Here is a 17,322-nt window from a genome sequence, read left to right as displayed (position 1 = left end):
CGGCCCGATGCTCTAAACCCGGCCCAAGAGTAGAACATTTCCAATGCGGCCGGCGGGGCGTCCCGGCGGGCGCGGGGGGCCAGGAAACGCCATGCGCATCGGACTGTTCGTGCCGTGCTACGTCGACGCCTTCGAGCCGGAGGTGGGGATCGCCACGCTGGAATTGCTGGAGCGCTTCGGCCTCGACGTGGACTACCCCTTCGACCAGACCTGCTGCGGCCAGCCGATGACCAACACCGGCTGCCACGCCGAGGCGGCCGCCACCGAGGCGCTGTTCGTCAAGAACTTCGCGCCCTTCGACTACGTGGTGGCCCCGTCCGGCTCCTGCGTGCACCAGGTGCGCGAGCACCTCACGGCGATCCCGCAGACGGACGAGGTCAAGGCCGTGCGCGCCAAGACCTTCGAGCTGGTCGAGTTCCTGCACGACATCCTCAAGGTCGACGAATTCCCCTGGGCGGAGTTCCCGCACCGGGTCGGCTACCACGGCAATTGCAACGCGCTCCGGGGCATCCACCATGCCCGCCCGTCCGAGCTGAACGCGCCGTTCTTTTCCAAGCCCCTCGATCTCCTGAAGAAGGTCAAGGGCATCGAGATCGTGGCCCCGGCCCGGCCCGACGAGTGCTGCGGCTTCGGCGGCACCTTCTCGGTGTTCGAGCCCGCCGTCTCGGCCAAGATGGGCTACGACAAGGTCTCGGACCACGCCCAGGCGGGGGCCGAATACGTCGTCTCGGCGGATTCCTCCTGCATGATGCACCAGAAGGGCTGCGCCGAGCGGATCGGCGTGCCGCTCAAGTTCATCCACATCGCCCGCATCCTCAATGGAGCGACCGCATGAGCGCGTCCGATGAACTCCGGCCCCGCGACGACGCGCGGCGCGACGGCGTGATCCATCCGGAGGTGATGGCCGCGACCGACGAGAGCGAGCGGGGACAGGACGGCCGGCGCCTGCAGCACGCCGAGGGCGCCTCGCGGCCGATCGCGGCCGGAGCCGCCTCCCCGAAGGCGCCCCGGGAGCCGCAGCCGCGCGGCGCCAAGATCCGCGGCGACCGGCCGATCGACCAGGCCGAGGCCGCCGAGCGCTTCCTCGCAGCACCCCTGCACCAGAAGGCGCACGACGCCCGGCTCTGGGACCTGCGCACCAAGCGCGACACCGCCGCCTTCGGCATCCCCGAATGGGAAGAGTTGCGCGAGCTCGCCTCCCAGATCAAGACGCACACCCTCAGCCATCTCGACCGCTACCTCGAGCAGTTCGAGGCCCAGGCCAAGGCCAACGGCGTCCAGGTGCACTGGGCCGCCGACGGGGCCGAGCACAACCGCATCGTCCACGGCATCCTCAAGGATCACGGCGCCAAATCGCTGATCAAGTCGAAGTCGATGCTCACCGAGGAATGCGGCTTCCGGCACTACATGGCCGGCACCGGCATCGCGGTGATCGAGACCGATCTCGGCGAGCGCATCCAGCAGCTCGACAACGAGGAGCCGAGCCACGTGGTGGTGCCGGCCGTGCACAAGACCCGCTTCGACGTGGCCGAGGTCTTCTCCCGCACCATGGGGACCGACCCGGAGAACGACGACGCGCACTACCTCGCCGAGAGCCAGCGCATGCACACGCGCCCGCTCATCCTGGAGGCGGATGCGGGACTGACCGGCTGCAACTTCGCCATCGCGGAGACCGGCACGGTGGTGACCTGCACCAACGAGGGCAATGCCGACCTCTCGGGCAACGTGCCCAAGCTCCAGATCCACTCCATCGGCATCGAGAAGCTGATCCCGCGCATCGAGCATCTCGGCGTGTTCCTGCGCCTGCTCTCGCGCTCGGCGCTCGGCTCGCCGATCACCCAGTACACCTCGCATTTCCGGGCGCCGCGGAAGGGCACCGAGATGCATTACGTGCTGGTCGACAACGGCCGCTCCGAGCGCCTCGGCATGGAGGAGTTCTGGACCTCGCTGAAATGCATCCGCTGCGGGGCCTGCATGAATACCTGCCCGGTCTACCGGCGCTCGGGGGGCCTCTCCTACGGGGCCACCTATTCGGGGCCGATCGGGCTGATCATCGACCCGACCTTCAACAAGCGGAAATACTCGACCCTGCCGTTCTCCTCGACGATGAACGGCTCCTGCACCAACGTCTGCCCGGTGAAGATCAACATCCACGAGCAGATCTTCGCCTGGCGCAAGGTCCTGGCCGAGGAGCACCAGATCCCGCTCCTCAAGCAGGGCATGATGAAGGCCGCCGGCCAGGTGCTGAGCCGCCCGGCCACCTACCGCGCCGCCATCGGGGCCGCCGATTCCGCCCTCAAGGTGCTGCCGCGCTTCGCCGTCTACAACCCGCTCAACACCTGGGGGAAGGGCCGCGAGATGCCCGAGGCCCCGCGCCAGACCTTCCACGCCTGGTACAAGCAGAACCGCATGGCGAAGGCGGGCGCCAAGAAGAGCGGCGATACGACGAAGGGTGGGAAATGAGCGTCCGCGAAGACACCCTGGCGCGCATCCGCCGGAACCGCCCGGCCGGCGCGCATCCGCTGCCGGAGGTGCCGCTCTTCGCGCCGCTGGTCGGCGACGACCACGTCGCCGAGTTCGGCGAGCGCCTGAAGCGCATGGGCGGGCGGCTCGCCGAGGCGCCCACCGGCGGGGACCTGTTCGCCAGCGTGCGCGAGCGCCTGGACGGCGCGGCGGTCATCGCCTCCGCGGTGCCGGAATTCACGGGCAACCGCGACCTGACCGCCGTCGCCCGGCCGCAGGACCTCGCCGACGTCGACGTCGCCATCGTGCGGGCGGTGTTCGGGGTGGCCGAGACCGGCTCGGTGCTGTTCACCCAGGCCGAATTGCAGGTGAACGCCGTCGCCTACCTCGCCCAGCACCTCGTGGTGCTGCTCGACCCGGCCGACATCCTGGTGAACATCCAGGCGGCCTACCGCCGCCCGGACTTCGCGCGCGCCGATTACGCCGTGCTCCATACCGGCCCCTCGGCCACCGCCGACATCGAGGGCGTGCTGATCCACGGCGCGCAGGGGGTGCGCTCGCTCACCGTGATCCTGGCGCCGCGGGGCTGACGCGGACCCGCGGCGCGGGGGCCGCAAGGCCGAAGGGAACCCGGGGTGCGGGGCTCGAGGATCGGCGGCGCGGGGCCGCCCCCGGAGGCGCGATCCTTGCTATGCTGGGGGGCCGCGACCTGCCAGCAAGGAGTGGATGGTGCGCTATCAACTGGGCTGCAATCTATCCTACAACATCCTCTCGGACACGACCTTCATCTTCAACCTCGAGGTCGCGCGCCTGCGCAGCGTCGAGATCCTCAACGAGAGCCTGGTCCTCTCGCCGAACCTCAGGCGCGACATCTACGTCACGCCCGACCTGCAGAACCGCTATCTCGGCGTGAACGTGCCGGTGGGGCAGTTCTCGCTGGACTACACCGCCGAGGTCGATCTGACCGTGCACCGGGCCGACCCGGCGACGATCAACGAGACGCCGATCGCGCAGCTGCCCCTCGACATCCTGCCCTTCCTGCTGCCGAGCCGGTTCGTCTCCTCCGACCGGCTGACGCCCTTCGCGCTGGCCGAGTTCGGGGCGCTGCCCAAGGGGCACCAGCGCGTCAACGCGATCTGCAACTGGATCCACGACCACCTGACCTACCAGCCCGGCACCAGCGACGGCGAGACCACCGCCGACGAGAGCCTGCTGAAGCGGGCCGGCGTCTGCCGCGACTTCGCGCATATCGGCACCGCCTTCTGCCGGGCGCTCGGCATCCCGGCCCGCTTCGTCAGCTGCTACGCCCACGGCCTCGTACCGAGCGACTTCCACGCCGTGTTCGAGGCCTATCTCGACGGGCGCTGGTGGCTGTTCGACGCCACGCGCCAGGCCGACCTCGACGGGCTCGTGCGCATCGGCGTCGGCCGCGACGCCGCCGAGATCGCGTTCTCGACGCCCTGGGGCAACATGCAGCCGGTCAACCAGCAGATCCGCATCGTGCGGGCGGACGGGCAGGGCAGCCCGCCCCAGCGCACCGTCGACGCGATCTCCACCGAGGAACCGGCCCCGCACGCGGGCGCGGCCTGAGCGCGGCGCCCGGGCAGGGGCTGCCGACGACGCCCTTGCCGAAGCCGGCCGGGGCGCGATGTGGATGATTCACGGAGGACGTCGCGCCATGGCCTATCGTCACGTCGTCGGTCCGCGGACCCACGTCTTCGCCGATCTCGCCGCCCTGATGGCGAAGGCGACGCCGGTGCGCTCAGGCGACCGGCTCGCCGGCATCGCGGCCGAATCCGCCGAGGAGGAGGTGGCCGCGCGCTGGTGCCTCGCCGAGGTGTCCCTGAGCGAGATCCTGGCCCGCCCCCTGATTGCCTACGAGGCCGACGACGTCACCCGCCTCATCCTCGACGGCCACGACGCGGCGGCCTTCGCCGAGATCGCCCACCTCACCGTGGGCGACTTCCGCGAGTTCCTGCTCACCGCCCCGTCGGAAACCCTGGCGCGGATCGCCCCCGGGGTGACGCCGGAGATCGCGGCGGCGGTCTGCAAGATCATGCGCAACCAGGACCTGATCCTGGTGGCCCGCAAGTGCCGGGTGGTCACGCGCTTCCGCAACACCATCGGGCTGCCGGGGCGTCTCGCCGTGCGGCTGCAGCCCAACCACCCCACCGACGACGCCGCCGGCATCACCGCCTCGATCCTCGACGGGCTGTCCTACGGCTGCGGCGACGCCGTGATCGGCCTGAACCCGGCCTCCGATTCCGTCGCGACCCTGAGCGGCCTGCTCCACCTCTTCGACGACCTGATCCGGCGCCTGGAGATCCCGACGCAGGGCTGCATCCTCACCCACGTCACCACGACGATCGAGGCGATGAACCGGGGCCTGCCGGTCGACCTGGTGTTCCAGTCGATCGCGGGCACGCAAGGGGCCAATGCCGGCTTCGGCGTCACCCTGGCGATCCTCAAGGAGGCGCACGAGGCGGCGCTGGCCCTCAAGCGCGGCACGGTGGGCGACAACTGCATGTACTTCGAGACCGGGCAGGGCTCGGCCCTCTCGGCCGGCCAGCACCACGGCATCGACCAGCAGACCCTGGAGGCCCGGGCCTACGCGGTGGCGCGCCCGTTCCGGCCGCTGCTCGTCAACACCGTGGTGGGCTTCATCGGACCGGAATACCTCTACGACGGCAAGGAGATCATCCGGGCCGGGCTCGAGGACCACTTCTGCGGCAAGCTCATGGGCGTGCCGCTGGGGGTGGACGTCTGCTACACCAACCACGCCGAGGCCGACCAGAACGACATGGACACCCTGCTGACCCTGCTGGGCGCGGCCGGCTGCAACTTCGTCATGGGCATTCCTGGCGCCGACGACGTGATGCTGAACTACCAGTCCACCTCGTTTCACGATTCGCTCTACCTGCGCGAGGTGCTCGGCCTGAGGCGCGCCCCGGAATTCGAGGCCTGGCTGGAGCGGATCGGCCTGACCGACGCGGACGGCGCCCTGCTGCCGGAGGGGCCGAGCGCCCGCCTGATCGCGGCGGCGCCGGGTCTGTCCGATCGCGGTCTCGCCGCATGAGCGCCGACCGCACCGCCGACGAGACCCGACCGGACTCCGATCCCTGGGCCCGGCTCGCGAAACTCACCCCCGCCCGCATCGGCCTCGGCCGGGCCGGCTCCGGCCTGCCGACCCGGGAGGTCCTGCGCTTCGGCCTGGCCCATGCCCAGGCCCGGGACGCGGTGCACACGCCCCTCGACGCCGGGGCGGTGAGCGCCGGCATCGAGGCCCTCGGGTTCGAGACGATTCCCGTGGCCTCCGCCGCGCCGGACCGGGCGACCTACCTGCGCCGGCCGGACCTCGGCCGCGCCCTGACGGAGGAGGGCGCCGCGGCGCTCGCCGCCCGCGGCGGCGGCCCGGTCGACCTCGCCCTCGTGGTCGCCGACGGGCTCTCGGCCCGGGCCGTGCACGAGGGGGCGGCGGGCTTCCTGGCCGCCTTCAAGCCGCACGTCGACCGGGCCGGCTGGCGCCTCGCCCCGGTGGTGGTGGCGACGCAGGCGCGGGTGGCGCTGGGCGACGGCATCGGCGCCGCGCTCCAGGCCCGCGCCGTGGTGGTGATCATCGGCGAGCGGCCCGGCCTGTCCTCGCCGGACAGCCTCGGGCTCTACCTCACCTTCGGCCCGCGGGTGGGGCGCTCGGATGCCGAGCGCAACTGCATCTCGAACGTGCGCCCGGCCGGGCTCTCGCACGATCGGGCCGCCTTCAAGCTCGACTGGCTCCTGACCCAGGCCTTTGCCCTCGGGATCTCGGGCGTGACCCTCAAGGACGGCAGCGGCCCCGCCCTCGACGCCGCCCCGGAGCCGACCTTGCTGGGCGACGGATCGGGGCCGCCCCCGGGCGCCTGAGGCCTCCGCGCGCGGCCCGGGCACGAAAACCGTTATCGCTTCAGGTCGTTCGGAAGAAATCCCCTCCCGAAGCGTGGCTGTGGCGGGGTCGCAACACCCCGAAAGCATCCCGGTTTTGCCTTGGGAGACCCCTCTCGCCGCCGCGATCCCGCCATAAACCGGGACCACCTCAGCAAGCGCGGTAAACGATAAGTCCCCCAACGCTTTACCGCGGAGTTCAGACGCTTTCCGAGAAACGGTCCGATGGGGCCGCGCGCCGTGGGTTTCCCCGGAACGCGCCCATCTGTTCGCGGTCGCTCCGAACCCACACATGCGTATCAGGCCGGGGTGGTGAGACGAACGATGGACGCGCCGAAAACCGACAAGTCGAAGCTTCCGAGCCGCCATGTCACGGAAGGGCCCGAGCGCGCTCCCCACCGCTCGTACCTCTATGCCATGGGCCTGACCCGCGAGCAGATTCACCAGCCCCTGGTGGGGGTCGCCTCCTGCTGGAACGAGGCCGCACCCTGCAACATCTCGCTGATGCGCCAGGCGCAGGCGGTGAAGAAGGGCGTCTCGGCCGCCAACGGCACCCCGCGCGAGTTCTGCACCATCACGGTGACGGACGGCATCGCCATGGGCCATGCCGGCATGCGCGCCTCGCTGCCCTCCCGCGAGGTCATCGCCGATTCGGTCGAGCTGACCATGCGCGGCCACGCCTACGACGCCCTCGTGGGCCTGGCCGGCTGCGACAAGTCCCTGCCCGGCATGATGATGTCGATGGTGCGCCTCAACGTGCCGTCGATCTTCATCTACGGCGGCTCGATCCTGCCCGGCTCGTTCCGCGGCCGGCCGGTGACGGTGCAGGACCTGTTCGAGGCCGTCGGCAAGGTCGCGGTCGGCGACATGTCCCTCGAGGATCTCGACGAACTGGAGCAGGTCGCCTGCCCGTCGGCCGGCGCCTGCGGCGCGCAGTTCACCGCCAACACCATGGCCACCGTCTCCGAGGCCATCGGCCTGGCGCTGCCCTACTCGGCCGGCGCCCCGGCGCCCTACGAGATCCGCGACAGATTCTGCATGACCGCGGGCGAGAAGGTGATGGAGCTCATCGCCAAGAACATCCGCCCGCGCGACATCGTCACCCGCAAGAGCCTCGAGAACGCGGCGGCCGCCGTCGCGGCGTCGGGCGGCTCCACCAACGCGGCCCTGCACCTGCCGGCGATCGCCCACGAGTGCGGCATCAAGTTCGACCTGTTCGACGTGGCCGAGGTCTTCAAGCGGACGCCCTACATCGCCGACCTGAAGCCGGGCGGGCGCTACGTCGCCAAGGACATGTTCGAGGTCGGCGGCATCCCGCTCCTGCTGAAGACGCTCCTCGACCACGGCTTCCTGTACGGCGACTGCATGACGGTCACCGGCCGCACCATGGCGGAGAACATGGAGAAGGTGCACTGGAACCCGGACCAGGACGTGGTCCGCTCCGCCGGCACGCCCCTGACCCCCACCGGCGGCGTTGTCGGCCTGCGCGGCAACCTCGCTCCCGAGGGCGCCATCGTGAAGGTCGCCGGCATGTCGGAGGAGAAGCAGGTCTTCACCGGCCCGGCCCGCGTCTTCGACGGCGAGGAGGCCTGCTTCGAGGCCGTCCAGAAGCGCACCTACAAGGAGGGCGAGGTCCTCGTCATCCGCTACGAGGGCCCGAAGGGCGGCCCCGGCATGCGCGAGATGCTGTCCACCACCGCGGCCCTCTACGGCCAGGGTATGGGCGACAAGGTCGCGCTGATCACCGACGGGCGCTTCTCGGGGGCCACCCGCGGCTTCTGCGTCGGCCATGTCGGGCCCGAGGCCGCCGTCGGCGGTCCGATCGGCCTGATCCGCGACGGCGACGTCATCACCCTCGATGCGATCAAGGGCACCCTCGACGTGGCGGTCTCCGACGAGGAGTTCGCCCAGCGCCGGGCCGCCTGGGGCCCGCGCACCAACTCGGCCACCTCCGGCTACCTGTGGAAGTACCAGCAGACCGTCGGTCCGGCGGTGAACGGCGCGGTGACCCATCCGGGCGGCGCCGAGGAGACGCACACCTATGCGGATGTCTAGGACAGCCCACGGCCGCGCCATGCGGCCGGTGCGGGCCGCCCGGGATCGGCCGCTGGCCCTGATGGGCCGGCGGTTCGCCGCGGCGGCCGGGCTCGTGCTCCTCGGCCTGGCTCCGGCGGCGGCCCTCGACGCCACCGCCCGGACGCCGGTGCCCGGCGGCAATTACCGCAGTGCCCGCGAGGCCCTGCGCATGGGCGTGCGCGACTACAATGCCGGGGACAAGGAGGGGGCCGCCCGCGCCCTCGAATACGCCGCCGACCAGGGCCATGCCCTGGCGCTGTGGAAGCTCGGTCGCATGTATGCCGAGGGCGACGGCGTCCCTCACGACGACCTCAAGGCCTTCGAGTTCTTCTCGCGCATCGCCGACGACACCACCGACGAGGGGCCGGACGCCCAGAACTCGGGCGTGGTCGCCAGTGCCTTCACGGCGCTCGGCACCTACTTCCTCGAGGGGATCAAGGGCACCTACGTGCGCCCGAACCCCGAGCGCGCCTACGACATGTTCAACTACGCCGCCTCGTATTTCGGCGACCCGAACGCGCAGTACAATCTCGGCCGGCTCTACCTCGACGGCACCGGCGTCGACACCGACGCGCGCCAGGCCGCGCGCTGGTTCAACCTCGCCGCGGAGAAGGGTCACGCCCCGGCGCAGGCCCTCCTCGGCCAGCTCCTCGTCAACGGCCAGGGCGTGCCGGCCCAGCGCGCCCGCGGGCTGATGTGGCTCTCCATGGCCCGGGACGCCGCCCAGGGCCGCAAGGACGACTGGATCGTCGCCCTCTACGAGAAGGCCTGGGCCTCGGCCAGCGAGGAGGACCGCGCCACCGCGATGGCGCAGGCCTCGCAGGCCAGCGCGCAGGTGACGGGATCGGCGCGCCGCCGGCGCTGAGGACCGGACCGGCGCACCCCCGCGATCAGTTCGGCGAGGTCCGGGCCGCGAGCGCCGTCACGAAGGACGGCCGCGCCAGGGTCGCGGTGACGTAGCCGGCGAGCTTCGGCCAGCGCGCGGCGTCGACGGATTCGCCGGCCAGATGCAGGTTGTGGAAGCCCGTGACGACCGAGATGTCCGCGATGCTGAAGGCGTCGCCCACGAGGTAGGGCCCGTCGATCTGCCCCTCGAGATAATCGTAGATCTTCGGCAGTTCCTCGGTGAGGGCCTTGGCGACCGCCTCCTCGTCCCCGGGCTGCCCGAGCAGCTTCGGCTTCACCACCCGGTTGGCGAAGGGCTTGATGATGACGTCGAACATCTCGGTGTCGCCGTACTTGTCGAACCAGATCGCGCGGCCGCGCGCCTTGGCCTCGGACGGGAACAGCGCCGGGCTCGGAAACTTCGCCTCCAGGTAGGTCAGGATCGCCGAGGAATCGGCGAGCAGGAAGCCGTCGTCGTCGAAGGCGGGAATCTTGCCCAGCGGACTCGCCGCCTGGAAGGCCGGATCCTTGGCGTGGAAGAACAGCGGGATGTGTTCCGCCTCTCTTCCCTTCTCGGCCAGGGCGACGAGGACCTTGCGGACGTAGGGCGAATAGCCGGTACCGTAGAGTTTCACGCGGGACAGCCTCCATGTGGGGGGATCGGTGCAGGCCCAACCCGCGGGAGACCGGATCGTTCGCTCACGCGTCCGTGAGTTCGGCCGTGACCGGCACGTGGTCGGAGGGCTTCTCCAGGCCGCGCAGGTGCTTCTGCACCGAGGCCGAGACCAGCCGGTCGGCGGCCTGGGGCGAGAGCAGGAGGTGGTCGATCCGGATGCCGGCGTTCCGGTTCCAGGCCCCCGCCTGGTAGTCCCAGAAGGTGTAGAGCCCGGGCCGCGGGTCGCAGGCGCGCAGGGCGTCGGTATAGCCCTCGGCGAGCAGCGCCCGGAACGCCGCCCGGCTCTGGGGCAGGAACAGCGCGTCCGCCCGCCAGGCCTCGGGGTCGGCGGCGTCCTCCGGCTCGGGGATGACGTTGTAGTCGCCCGCCAGCACCACCGCCTCCTCGGCCTCGCGCAGGGCCCGGGCGTGGACACGCAGCCGCTCCAGGAAGCCGAGCTTGTAGGGGTATTTCGGGCTGTCGACCGGGTTGCCATTGGGCAGGTAGATCGAGGCGACCCGCACGGGGCGCACCCCATCGCCGGAGACCAGCGCCTCGACGTAGCGGGCCTGCTCGTCGGTGTCGTCGCCCGGCAGGCCGCGGCGGATCTCGGACATCGCCAGGGGCGCGCGCACCAGCAGGGCGACGCCGTTATAGGCCTTCTGGCCGAGGGTCTCGACGGCGTAGCCCGCCGCTTCGATCTCCGCCCGGGGGAAGCCCTCGTCCTGGGTCTTCAGCTCCTGCAGGCAGACCACGTCGGGCTTGGCCTCGTCGAGGAAGCCGACGAGGTGCCCGACCCGCTGCTTGATCGAATTGACGTTCCAGGTGGCGATCCGCATGGGCTGGGAGTCTCTGAGGGTCTTTGCGCGAGGGTGTCCGTCATCGGGCCTTCGTCGCGGGCTGGCAAGGCGTGACGCGCGACAACGGAGAGGTCCGGATGGACGGGGACTGGCTGACGCCGATCAGCGCCTATTGCGAGCGGGGCGATGCCGGCTTCTGGGCTGAGCCGGTCAACGCGCTCTCGAACGGCGCCTTCCTGGTCGCCGCCGGCCTGGCGGCGTGGCGGGTGCGCCGCGCCGGGACGGGCGATGGGCCCGCCCTCCTGCTCAGCGCCCTGGTGGCGGTGGTGGGCGTCGGCTCGTTCCTGTTCCACACCCTGGCGGTGCGCTGGTCGCTGCTGGCCGACGTCATCCCGATCGCGCTGTTCATCTACGCCTACTTCCTGCTGGCGATGCGGCGCTACTTCGGCCTCGGGCTCGGGGCGGCCCTGGCCGCCACCCTGGCCTTCGCGGCCGTCAATGTCGGGCTGGAACCGGCCCTCGACGGGCTGACCGGCCGGTCGATGGACGCGCTCACCAACGGCTCGATCGGCTACGCCCCCGCGATCCTGGCGCTGGCGGGTGTGGCCGCGGGCCTGCTGGCGCCGCAGGGCTGCCCCCTCGGCCCCGCCCGGCACGAGGCCGGCCTCGCCCTCCTCGGCATCGCCGCGCTGTTTTCCGCCTCGCTCGCCTTCCGGACCCTCGACCGGGCGGTCTGCCCGGTCTGGCCGCTGGGGACCCACGCGCTCTGGCACCTCCTCAACGCCGCCGTGCTCTACGGGCTGATCGCCGTCGCGGCCCGCTACCGTCGGCGCCGATCGTAACGCCGGGGCCCCGCCCGGGCCGGCCGTTTTGTTGCGCCCCCCGGCAAATCGTTGCAGAAGATCGGGCCGCGTCGAGCGCGGCCTTCGCCTCCGCCGATCGACGCCGGTCCCGCACCGCCGCCGGACGCGGCAGGTGCCGGATGCGGCAGGTCTTCGGAGGCGGCAGGTCTTCGGATGCGGCAGGTCTCTTGCGCGACAGAGTGACGGAACACACCATGACACAGAGCCTTCGCCTCGGCGTTGCCGGCCTCGGCACCGTCGGCGCCGCCGTCGTCCGGATGGTCGCCCGCCGGGCCGAGGCCCTCGGCCAGACCAGCGGCCGGGCGATTCGCGTCACCGGGGTCTCGTCGCGCGACCGGAACCGCGACCGCGGCCTCGACCTCGCCGGCGTGGCCTGGTTCGACGATCCCGTCGCCCTGGCGACCTCCGGCGAGGTCGATTGCGTGGTCGAGCTCATCGGCGGCGCCGAGGGCCCGGCCCGGGAGACGGTGGAGGCGGCCCTGGCCGCCGGCAAGCACGTGGTCACCGCCAACAAGGCGCTGCTCGCCAGGCACGGCGCGGCCCTCGCCCGACAGGCCGAAGCGGCGGGCGTGGCGCTGGCCTACGAGGCCTCGGTGGCCGGCGGCATCCCGGTGATCAAGGCCCTGCGCGAGGGCCTGACCGGCAACGCCGTGTCGCGCGTCTACGGAATCATGAACGGCACCTGCAACTACATCCTCACCCGGATGGAGCGCGAGGGCCTGACCTTCGAGGCCTGCCTCAAGGACGCCCAGGCGCTCGGCTATGCCGAGGCCGACCCGACCTTCGACGTCGAGGGCTTCGACACCGCCCACAAGCTCGCGATCCTGACGAGCCTCGCCTTCGGCACCGAGGTCGACGCCGAGGGCGTCTCCGTCGAGGGCATCTCGGCGATCCAGCCCCTCGACCTGACCATGGCCGAGGAACTCGGCTACCGGATCAAGCTCCTGGGCGTCGCCCAGGCCGCGGCCGGCGGCATCGAGCAGCGGGTGCACCCGACCATGGTGCCGAAATCCTCCGCCATCGCCCAGGTGATGGGCGTGACCAACGCGGTCACCATCGACGCGGACGCGGTCGGCGAACTCACCCTGATCGGCCCCGGGGCCGGCGGCGAGGCCACCGCCTCGGCCGTGGTCTCCGACATCACCGACATCGCCGCCGGCACCCGCCGCCCGACCTTCGGACGGCCCTCGGCCGCCCTGAGCCCCTCCCAGCGCGTCGCCATGCAGCGGCACGAGGGCGGCTACTACATCCGCCTCACCGTGCACGACCGCCCCGGCGTCGCCGCGGGCGTGGCCACCCGCATGGCCGAGCGCGACATCTCCATCGAGAGCATCCTCCAGCGCCGCTCCGAGAGCGCCGCCTCGAAGGACCCGCACGGCCGCTCGGGCCAGCCGGTCCCACTGGTGCTGATCACCTACGCCGCCACCGAGGGCACGATCCGGGACGCCCTCGACGCCATCGCGGCCGACGGCCTGCTCGCCGAGGCGCCTCAGCTGATCCGGATCGAGCGCGAGTAGCGCCGCTGCGTCCGCCGGCGAACGATCGATGGAAGAACGAAGAAAAATGCGCGTGATGGGCGAAACTTGATGCCTTGCGCGCATTTTAGTTCATAAGGGGCGCCCAACAGAGGCGCGGGGGCGCGAGGCTGACATGTCCGGTGGCAACTTGTCCGGTGGCACCATGGAATCGCGCGCGCCGGTGGCCCGGTCCCTGACCCTGGAACTGGCACGAGTCACCGAGCGGGCCGCCATCGCGGCCGCGCGCCTGCGCGGGCAGGGCCGCGAGAAGGAGGCCGACCAGGCCGCCGTCGACGCGATGCGCCTCGAGCTCAACCTCCTGCCCATCGACGGCACCGTGGTGATCGGGGAGGGCGAGCGCGACAACGCGCCGATGCTCTATATCGGCGAGCGCCTGGGCACCGGCGACGGCCCGAAGGTCGACATCGCCGTCGACCCCCTGGAGGGCACCACCCTCTGCGCCAAGGACATGCCCGGCGCCATCGCGGTGACGGCCCTGGCGGAAGCGGGCTCCCTGCTCGCCGCCCCCGACGTCTATATGCAGAAGATCGCCATCGGCCCGGGCTATCCGGCCGGCCTCGTCGACCTCGACGCCAGCCCGGCCGACAACATCGGCGCGCTCGCCCGGCACAAGGGCGTCGACCCGGCCCAGATCACCGCCATCATCCTCGACCGGCCGCGCCACATGGAGCTCGTGGCCGCCGTGCGCGCCACCGGGGCCGGCATCCGCCTGATCTCGGACGGCGACATCGCGGGCATCATCCATACAGCGAACGCCGACGCCACCGGGGCCGACATCTATCTCGGCATCGGCGCGGCCCCCGAGGGCGTCATCGCCGCGGGCGTGCTCCGCTGCATCGGCGGCCACATGCAGGGGCGCCTGATCCTCGACAGCCACGACAAGCGCGAGCGCGCCGCCCGGATGGGTATCAGCGATCCCAACCGGAAGTACGAGCTGCACGACATGGCCCGGGGCGACGTCATCGTCGCCGCCACCGGCGTCACCGACGGCGCCCTCCTCAGGGGCGTCCGCTTCCGGCCCGGCCTGATCGAGACCGAGACCGTGGTCTACCGCTCCGCCAGCGGCACGGTCCGGCGCATGCTCTGCGAGCACCGGCTGCTCGGCGACGCCTGAGCGGGGCATCTTCGGAGCCGGATCGGCGGGGCCGCATTTCGAGCGCAGCTCTGCAGCTCTCCGCACGATCGTCGGAGGATCGATGCCGTCCTGGTGGACCCGGCATCCGGAACCCGTGGCCTCTCCGCGACCGGAAATCACCGCGTTCGGGGACGCGTGTCTATGCGATCCGGGATGCTGCTGCCCTAAGTTGAGAAGGTGCGGGTCTACGCACAACGAGTGATGGGGTGACCGCGCCAACAGAGGATCGAATCGCGTGGCCGACGCGAACGGCTATTGATCCTCCCGAAGCTGTGATGGAACCCAACAGGATATTACCCACACGGCCGTAATGATCCTGCTCTAGCCTCACGATATTTTGACGGGCATGTCAAAGCTGTCGTATCGGAAGTAAATCCGCCTTTACCACTTGGCCGCAGAAGATGGGATCAGGAATCCCGAGCGCCCCGTCGAACCGATGGGAGACCGGGCACCCGCCCCTCCCTCCGGCAGACCCCCGCATGCTCACCACCATCAAAGGCCGCCTGGTCACGCTGCTCAGCGTGATGGGCGTTCTGCTGCTCCTCGCCACGGGGATCGGCAATTTCGCCCTGTCGGCGAACCACCAGAGCTTCAACACCGTCTTCGGCGACCGCATCATCCCGCTGCGGCAGTTCAGCCTGATCCGCGACGCCTACGACGACCTGCTCGCGACGTCGCGCGCGCTTCGGAACCGGCAAGGGGAGCCGGGCCGGGCGCGCGAGAAGATCGAGGCGGACCTCGGCGCCCTCCGGACCCAGTGGTCGGCCTACCTGGCGACCTACCTGACCCCGGAGGAAAAGGCGCTTGCGGACGAGATGCAGCGGCGGATCGATCACAACGGCGCGGTCGCGGCCGACATCCTGCGCCGCCTCGCCGCCGGCGGTACGCAGGACTTCGACGCGACCCACGCGGCCCTGGTGAAGGGCATGGAGGAGGCCAACGCCGTCCTCGGCAAGCTCACCGCCCTGCAGGTGCGCGAGGCCCAGGCCGAGTTCGAGCGGGCCGAGACCCATTCGGGCTGGTCGCGCCTGACACTCCTGGCCCTGCTGGTCCTGGCCACCGCCGCCATCGGCTTCGGTCTCTACACCGTGCTCGCCCTGGTCGTGCGCCCGCTGGGCGGCATGACCGGCACCATGGCCAGGCTGGCCGACGGCGACGTCTCGACGGACGTCCCGGGCGCGCACCGCCGGGACGAGATCGGCGCGATGGCGCGGGCCGTCCAGGTCTTCAAGGACGCGATGATCGCCCAGCGCGAGGCCGAGGCCGCCGCCGCGATCGAGAGCGCCGCGAAGATGCGCCGGGCCGAGATCCTGGATGCCGCGACGCGCGGCTTCCAGGCCCAGGTCTCGCAGCTGACGCACGGCCTGTCCTCCGCCGCCACCGAGATGGAGGCCACCGCGCAGGCGATGAGCCGCACCGCCGACCAGACGGCCGGGCAATCCCTGAGCGTCGCCTCGGCCGCCGAGCAGACCTCCGCCAACGTCCAGACCGTGGCGGCCGCGAGCGAGGAGATGGCCGCCTCCATCGGGGAGATCGCCGCCCAGGTCGCGCGCTCGGCGGCGATGGCCGAGCGGGCCTCCGAGAACGCGGCGGCCACGGACGCGATCATCCTCGGCCTCGCCGAAGGCGCCGAGCGGATCGGCACCGTGGTGGGCCTCATCTCGGGGATCGCCGCCCAGACCAACCTGCTGGCGCTCAACGCCACCATCGAGGCGGCCCGGGCCGGAGAGGCGGGCCGCGGCTTCGCCGTAGTCGCCTCCGAGGTCAAGGCGCTGGCGACCCAGACCGCCAGGGCCACCGAGGAGATCACGCAGCAGATCAACGCGATCCAGGGCGAGACCCGCCAGGCGGTCGTCTCGATCCGGACCATCGGCTCGACGATCGCGGAGCTGCGCGGCATCGCGGTCGGCGTCGCGGCGGCGATGGAGGAGCAGGGGGCGGCCACCCAGGAGATCGTCCGCAACGTGACCCAGGCGGCCCAGGGCACGCAGTCGGTGACCGTCAGCATCGGCAGCGTGACCCAGGCCGCGGGCGAGACCGGGGCGGCCTCGTCCCAGGTCCTGGCCGCCGCCTCCGAGCTGTCGCGCCAGTCCGAGCAGCTCGGCGCGGAGGTCTCGAACTTCCTCGCCACCGTCCAGGCCGCCTGAGCGGGCTTGCCCGCGCCCCGGCTTTCGGGGCTGATGCCGGACATCGGCACCGGCATCGGGGAGGCGGATGAGCGGCGCGCGCGACGGACGGACCGGGCCCTGGACCCGGCGGCGCCTGATCGCCGGCGGCGTCGGGGCCGCGGCCTTGGGCGCCGTCGCGCTCGGGACCGGATTCGGGCCGCCCGAGGCGGCGCGGCGGAACCGGGAGATCGCCGACGCGCACCGTGCCGCGCGGCTGCCGGCGATCCGGGCGGCGCTGGCGGCGGCGCGGCCGGGCTTCCTGTTCCTGGCCGGCAACTCGCATGCCGAGCTTCTGGGGAACGCCCTGGCGGGGCGACCGGGCGTGGTCAATGGCGGGATCGGCGGCGCCTCCGCCCGCCGCTATGCCGGCGCGGTCGACGGGCTGGCCTTCCCGGTCCGGGCCGGAACGGCCATGCTGTTCGTGGGCAGCAACGACATCCTGCGCCGGGCCGACCCTCTCTCGGCCCGCACCCGCGACGGGTTCGAGGCGGCGACGGCGCGCATCCTCGGATGGCTCACGGCGAATGCCGACACGGTCCTGGTCGCCGCCGTGCCGCCGCTCGGGCCGGAGGCGCAGGCCGAGCGCGACCCGGCGGCGGTGGACGCCTACACGGCGGTGCTGAGGGATGTGTGCGCGCGCAGCGGCTGCCGGGTCTTCGATCCGTTCGCGGCCCTGCGCGACGGGGGGCCGGGCCTCACCACCGGGGCGACGCCCGACGGCGTGCACCTGCGCGACTACGCCGCCCTGGCGGTCGTCCTGGCGCCGTATCTCCGCGCGCCGGACTGAGGCCGGCCGCGCGGGGCGGGGACGCGAAGGCGTC

General features: G+C 71.6%; 15 protein-coding genes. 13 read left to right on the top strand and 2 right to left on the bottom strand.

Annotated elements, in window-relative coordinates; genetic code table 11:
- Positions 1-91 precede the first annotated feature (91 nt).
- The 8 genes from ACXJY8_RS09800 (at position 92) to ACXJY8_RS09765 (ending at position 9,322) form a co-directional block, all read left to right on the top strand.
- Positions 92-835, top strand: coding sequence for a (Fe-S)-binding protein (locus tag ACXJY8_RS09800; RefSeq protein ID WP_463779363.1), 744 nt, complete (start codon positions 92-94; stop codon positions 833-835).
- Positions 832-2,463, top strand: a complete 1,632-nt coding sequence (locus ACXJY8_RS09795; RefSeq protein ID WP_463779361.1) for a lactate utilization protein B — start codon at positions 832-834, stop codon at positions 2,461-2,463. The genes ACXJY8_RS09800 and ACXJY8_RS09795 overlap by 4 nt, the downstream gene beginning before the upstream one ends.
- Positions 2,460-3,053 carry a LutC/YkgG family protein gene (locus ACXJY8_RS09790; RefSeq protein WP_463779359.1) on the top strand — a complete coding sequence of 198 codons (594 nt, stop codon included), beginning with the start codon at positions 2,460-2,462 and terminating at the stop codon, positions 3,051-3,053. Before ACXJY8_RS09795 ends, ACXJY8_RS09790 begins: the two co-directional genes overlap by 4 nt.
- A gap of 139 nt (positions 3,054-3,192) precedes the next feature.
- Positions 3,193-4,053 (top strand): transglutaminase-like domain-containing protein, encoded by an 861-nt coding sequence (locus ACXJY8_RS09785; RefSeq protein WP_463780500.1) that lies wholly within the window; start codon positions 3,193-3,195, stop codon positions 4,051-4,053.
- 88 nt (positions 4,054-4,141) lie between these two features.
- On the top strand, positions 4,142-5,539 hold the full coding sequence (locus tag ACXJY8_RS09780; protein ID WP_463779355.1) for an ethanolamine ammonia-lyase subunit EutB: 1,398 nt from the start codon (positions 4,142-4,144) through the stop codon (positions 5,537-5,539).
- On the top strand, positions 5,536-6,363 hold the full coding sequence (gene eutC, locus ACXJY8_RS09775) for an ethanolamine ammonia-lyase subunit EutC (protein ID WP_463779350.1): 828 nt from the start codon (positions 5,536-5,538) through the stop codon (positions 6,361-6,363). The genes ACXJY8_RS09780 and eutC overlap by 4 nt, the downstream gene beginning before the upstream one ends.
- A 342-nt stretch (positions 6,364-6,705) precedes the next feature.
- A complete protein-coding gene (ilvD, locus tag ACXJY8_RS09770) occupies positions 6,706-8,436 on the top strand; it encodes a dihydroxy-acid dehydratase (RefSeq protein ID WP_463779348.1) in 1,731 nt (576 codons plus the stop codon).
- 61 nt (positions 8,437-8,497) lie between these two features.
- Positions 8,498-9,322: a tetratricopeptide repeat protein gene (locus tag ACXJY8_RS09765; RefSeq protein ID WP_463780496.1), complete on the top strand. Its 825-nt coding sequence runs from the start codon at positions 8,498-8,500 to the stop codon at positions 9,320-9,322.
- A gap of 25 nt (positions 9,323-9,347) precedes the next feature.
- Here ACXJY8_RS09765 and ACXJY8_RS09760 read toward each other — a convergent pair whose 3' ends face one another.
- On the bottom strand, positions 9,348-9,977 hold the full coding sequence (locus tag ACXJY8_RS09760) for a glutathione S-transferase family protein (RefSeq protein WP_463779345.1): 630 nt from the start codon (positions 9,975-9,977) through the stop codon (positions 9,348-9,350).
- A gap of 64 nt (positions 9,978-10,041) precedes the next feature.
- Positions 10,042-10,836: an exodeoxyribonuclease III gene (xth, locus tag ACXJY8_RS09755; protein ID WP_463779343.1), complete on the bottom strand. Its 795-nt coding sequence runs from the start codon at positions 10,834-10,836 to the stop codon at positions 10,042-10,044.
- A 98-nt stretch (positions 10,837-10,934) separates the two neighbouring features.
- Between xth and ACXJY8_RS09750 the strand changes: the two genes are divergently transcribed.
- From ACXJY8_RS09750 to ACXJY8_RS09730, 5 genes are all read left to right on the top strand, one after another.
- Positions 10,935-11,639 (top strand): ceramidase domain-containing protein, encoded by a 705-nt coding sequence (locus ACXJY8_RS09750; RefSeq protein ID WP_463779341.1) that lies wholly within the window; start codon positions 10,935-10,937, stop codon positions 11,637-11,639.
- A gap of 215 nt (positions 11,640-11,854) precedes the next feature.
- Positions 11,855-13,177: a homoserine dehydrogenase gene (locus ACXJY8_RS09745; protein ID WP_463779339.1), complete on the top strand. Its 1,323-nt coding sequence runs from the start codon at positions 11,855-11,857 to the stop codon at positions 13,175-13,177.
- A 133-nt stretch (positions 13,178-13,310) separates the two neighbouring features.
- Positions 13,311-14,312: a class II fructose-bisphosphatase gene (glpX, locus tag ACXJY8_RS09740; protein WP_463779336.1), complete on the top strand. Its 1,002-nt coding sequence runs from the start codon at positions 13,311-13,313 to the stop codon at positions 14,310-14,312.
- A gap of 500 nt (positions 14,313-14,812) precedes the next feature.
- Positions 14,813-16,480, top strand: a complete 1,668-nt coding sequence (locus ACXJY8_RS09735; protein ID WP_463779334.1) for a methyl-accepting chemotaxis protein — start codon at positions 14,813-14,815, stop codon at positions 16,478-16,480.
- A 67-nt stretch (positions 16,481-16,547) separates the two neighbouring features.
- A complete protein-coding gene (locus ACXJY8_RS09730) occupies positions 16,548-17,288 on the top strand; it encodes an SGNH/GDSL hydrolase family protein (protein ID WP_463779329.1) in 741 nt (246 codons plus the stop codon).
- The last annotated feature ends 34 nt before the right edge of the window (positions 17,289-17,322 follow it).

It is taken from the genome of Methylobacterium sp. TK31 (assembly GCF_055361545.1).
The sequence above is the reverse complement of the archived record's forward strand: the minus strand, read 5'-3'. Positions and strand labels throughout refer to the sequence as shown.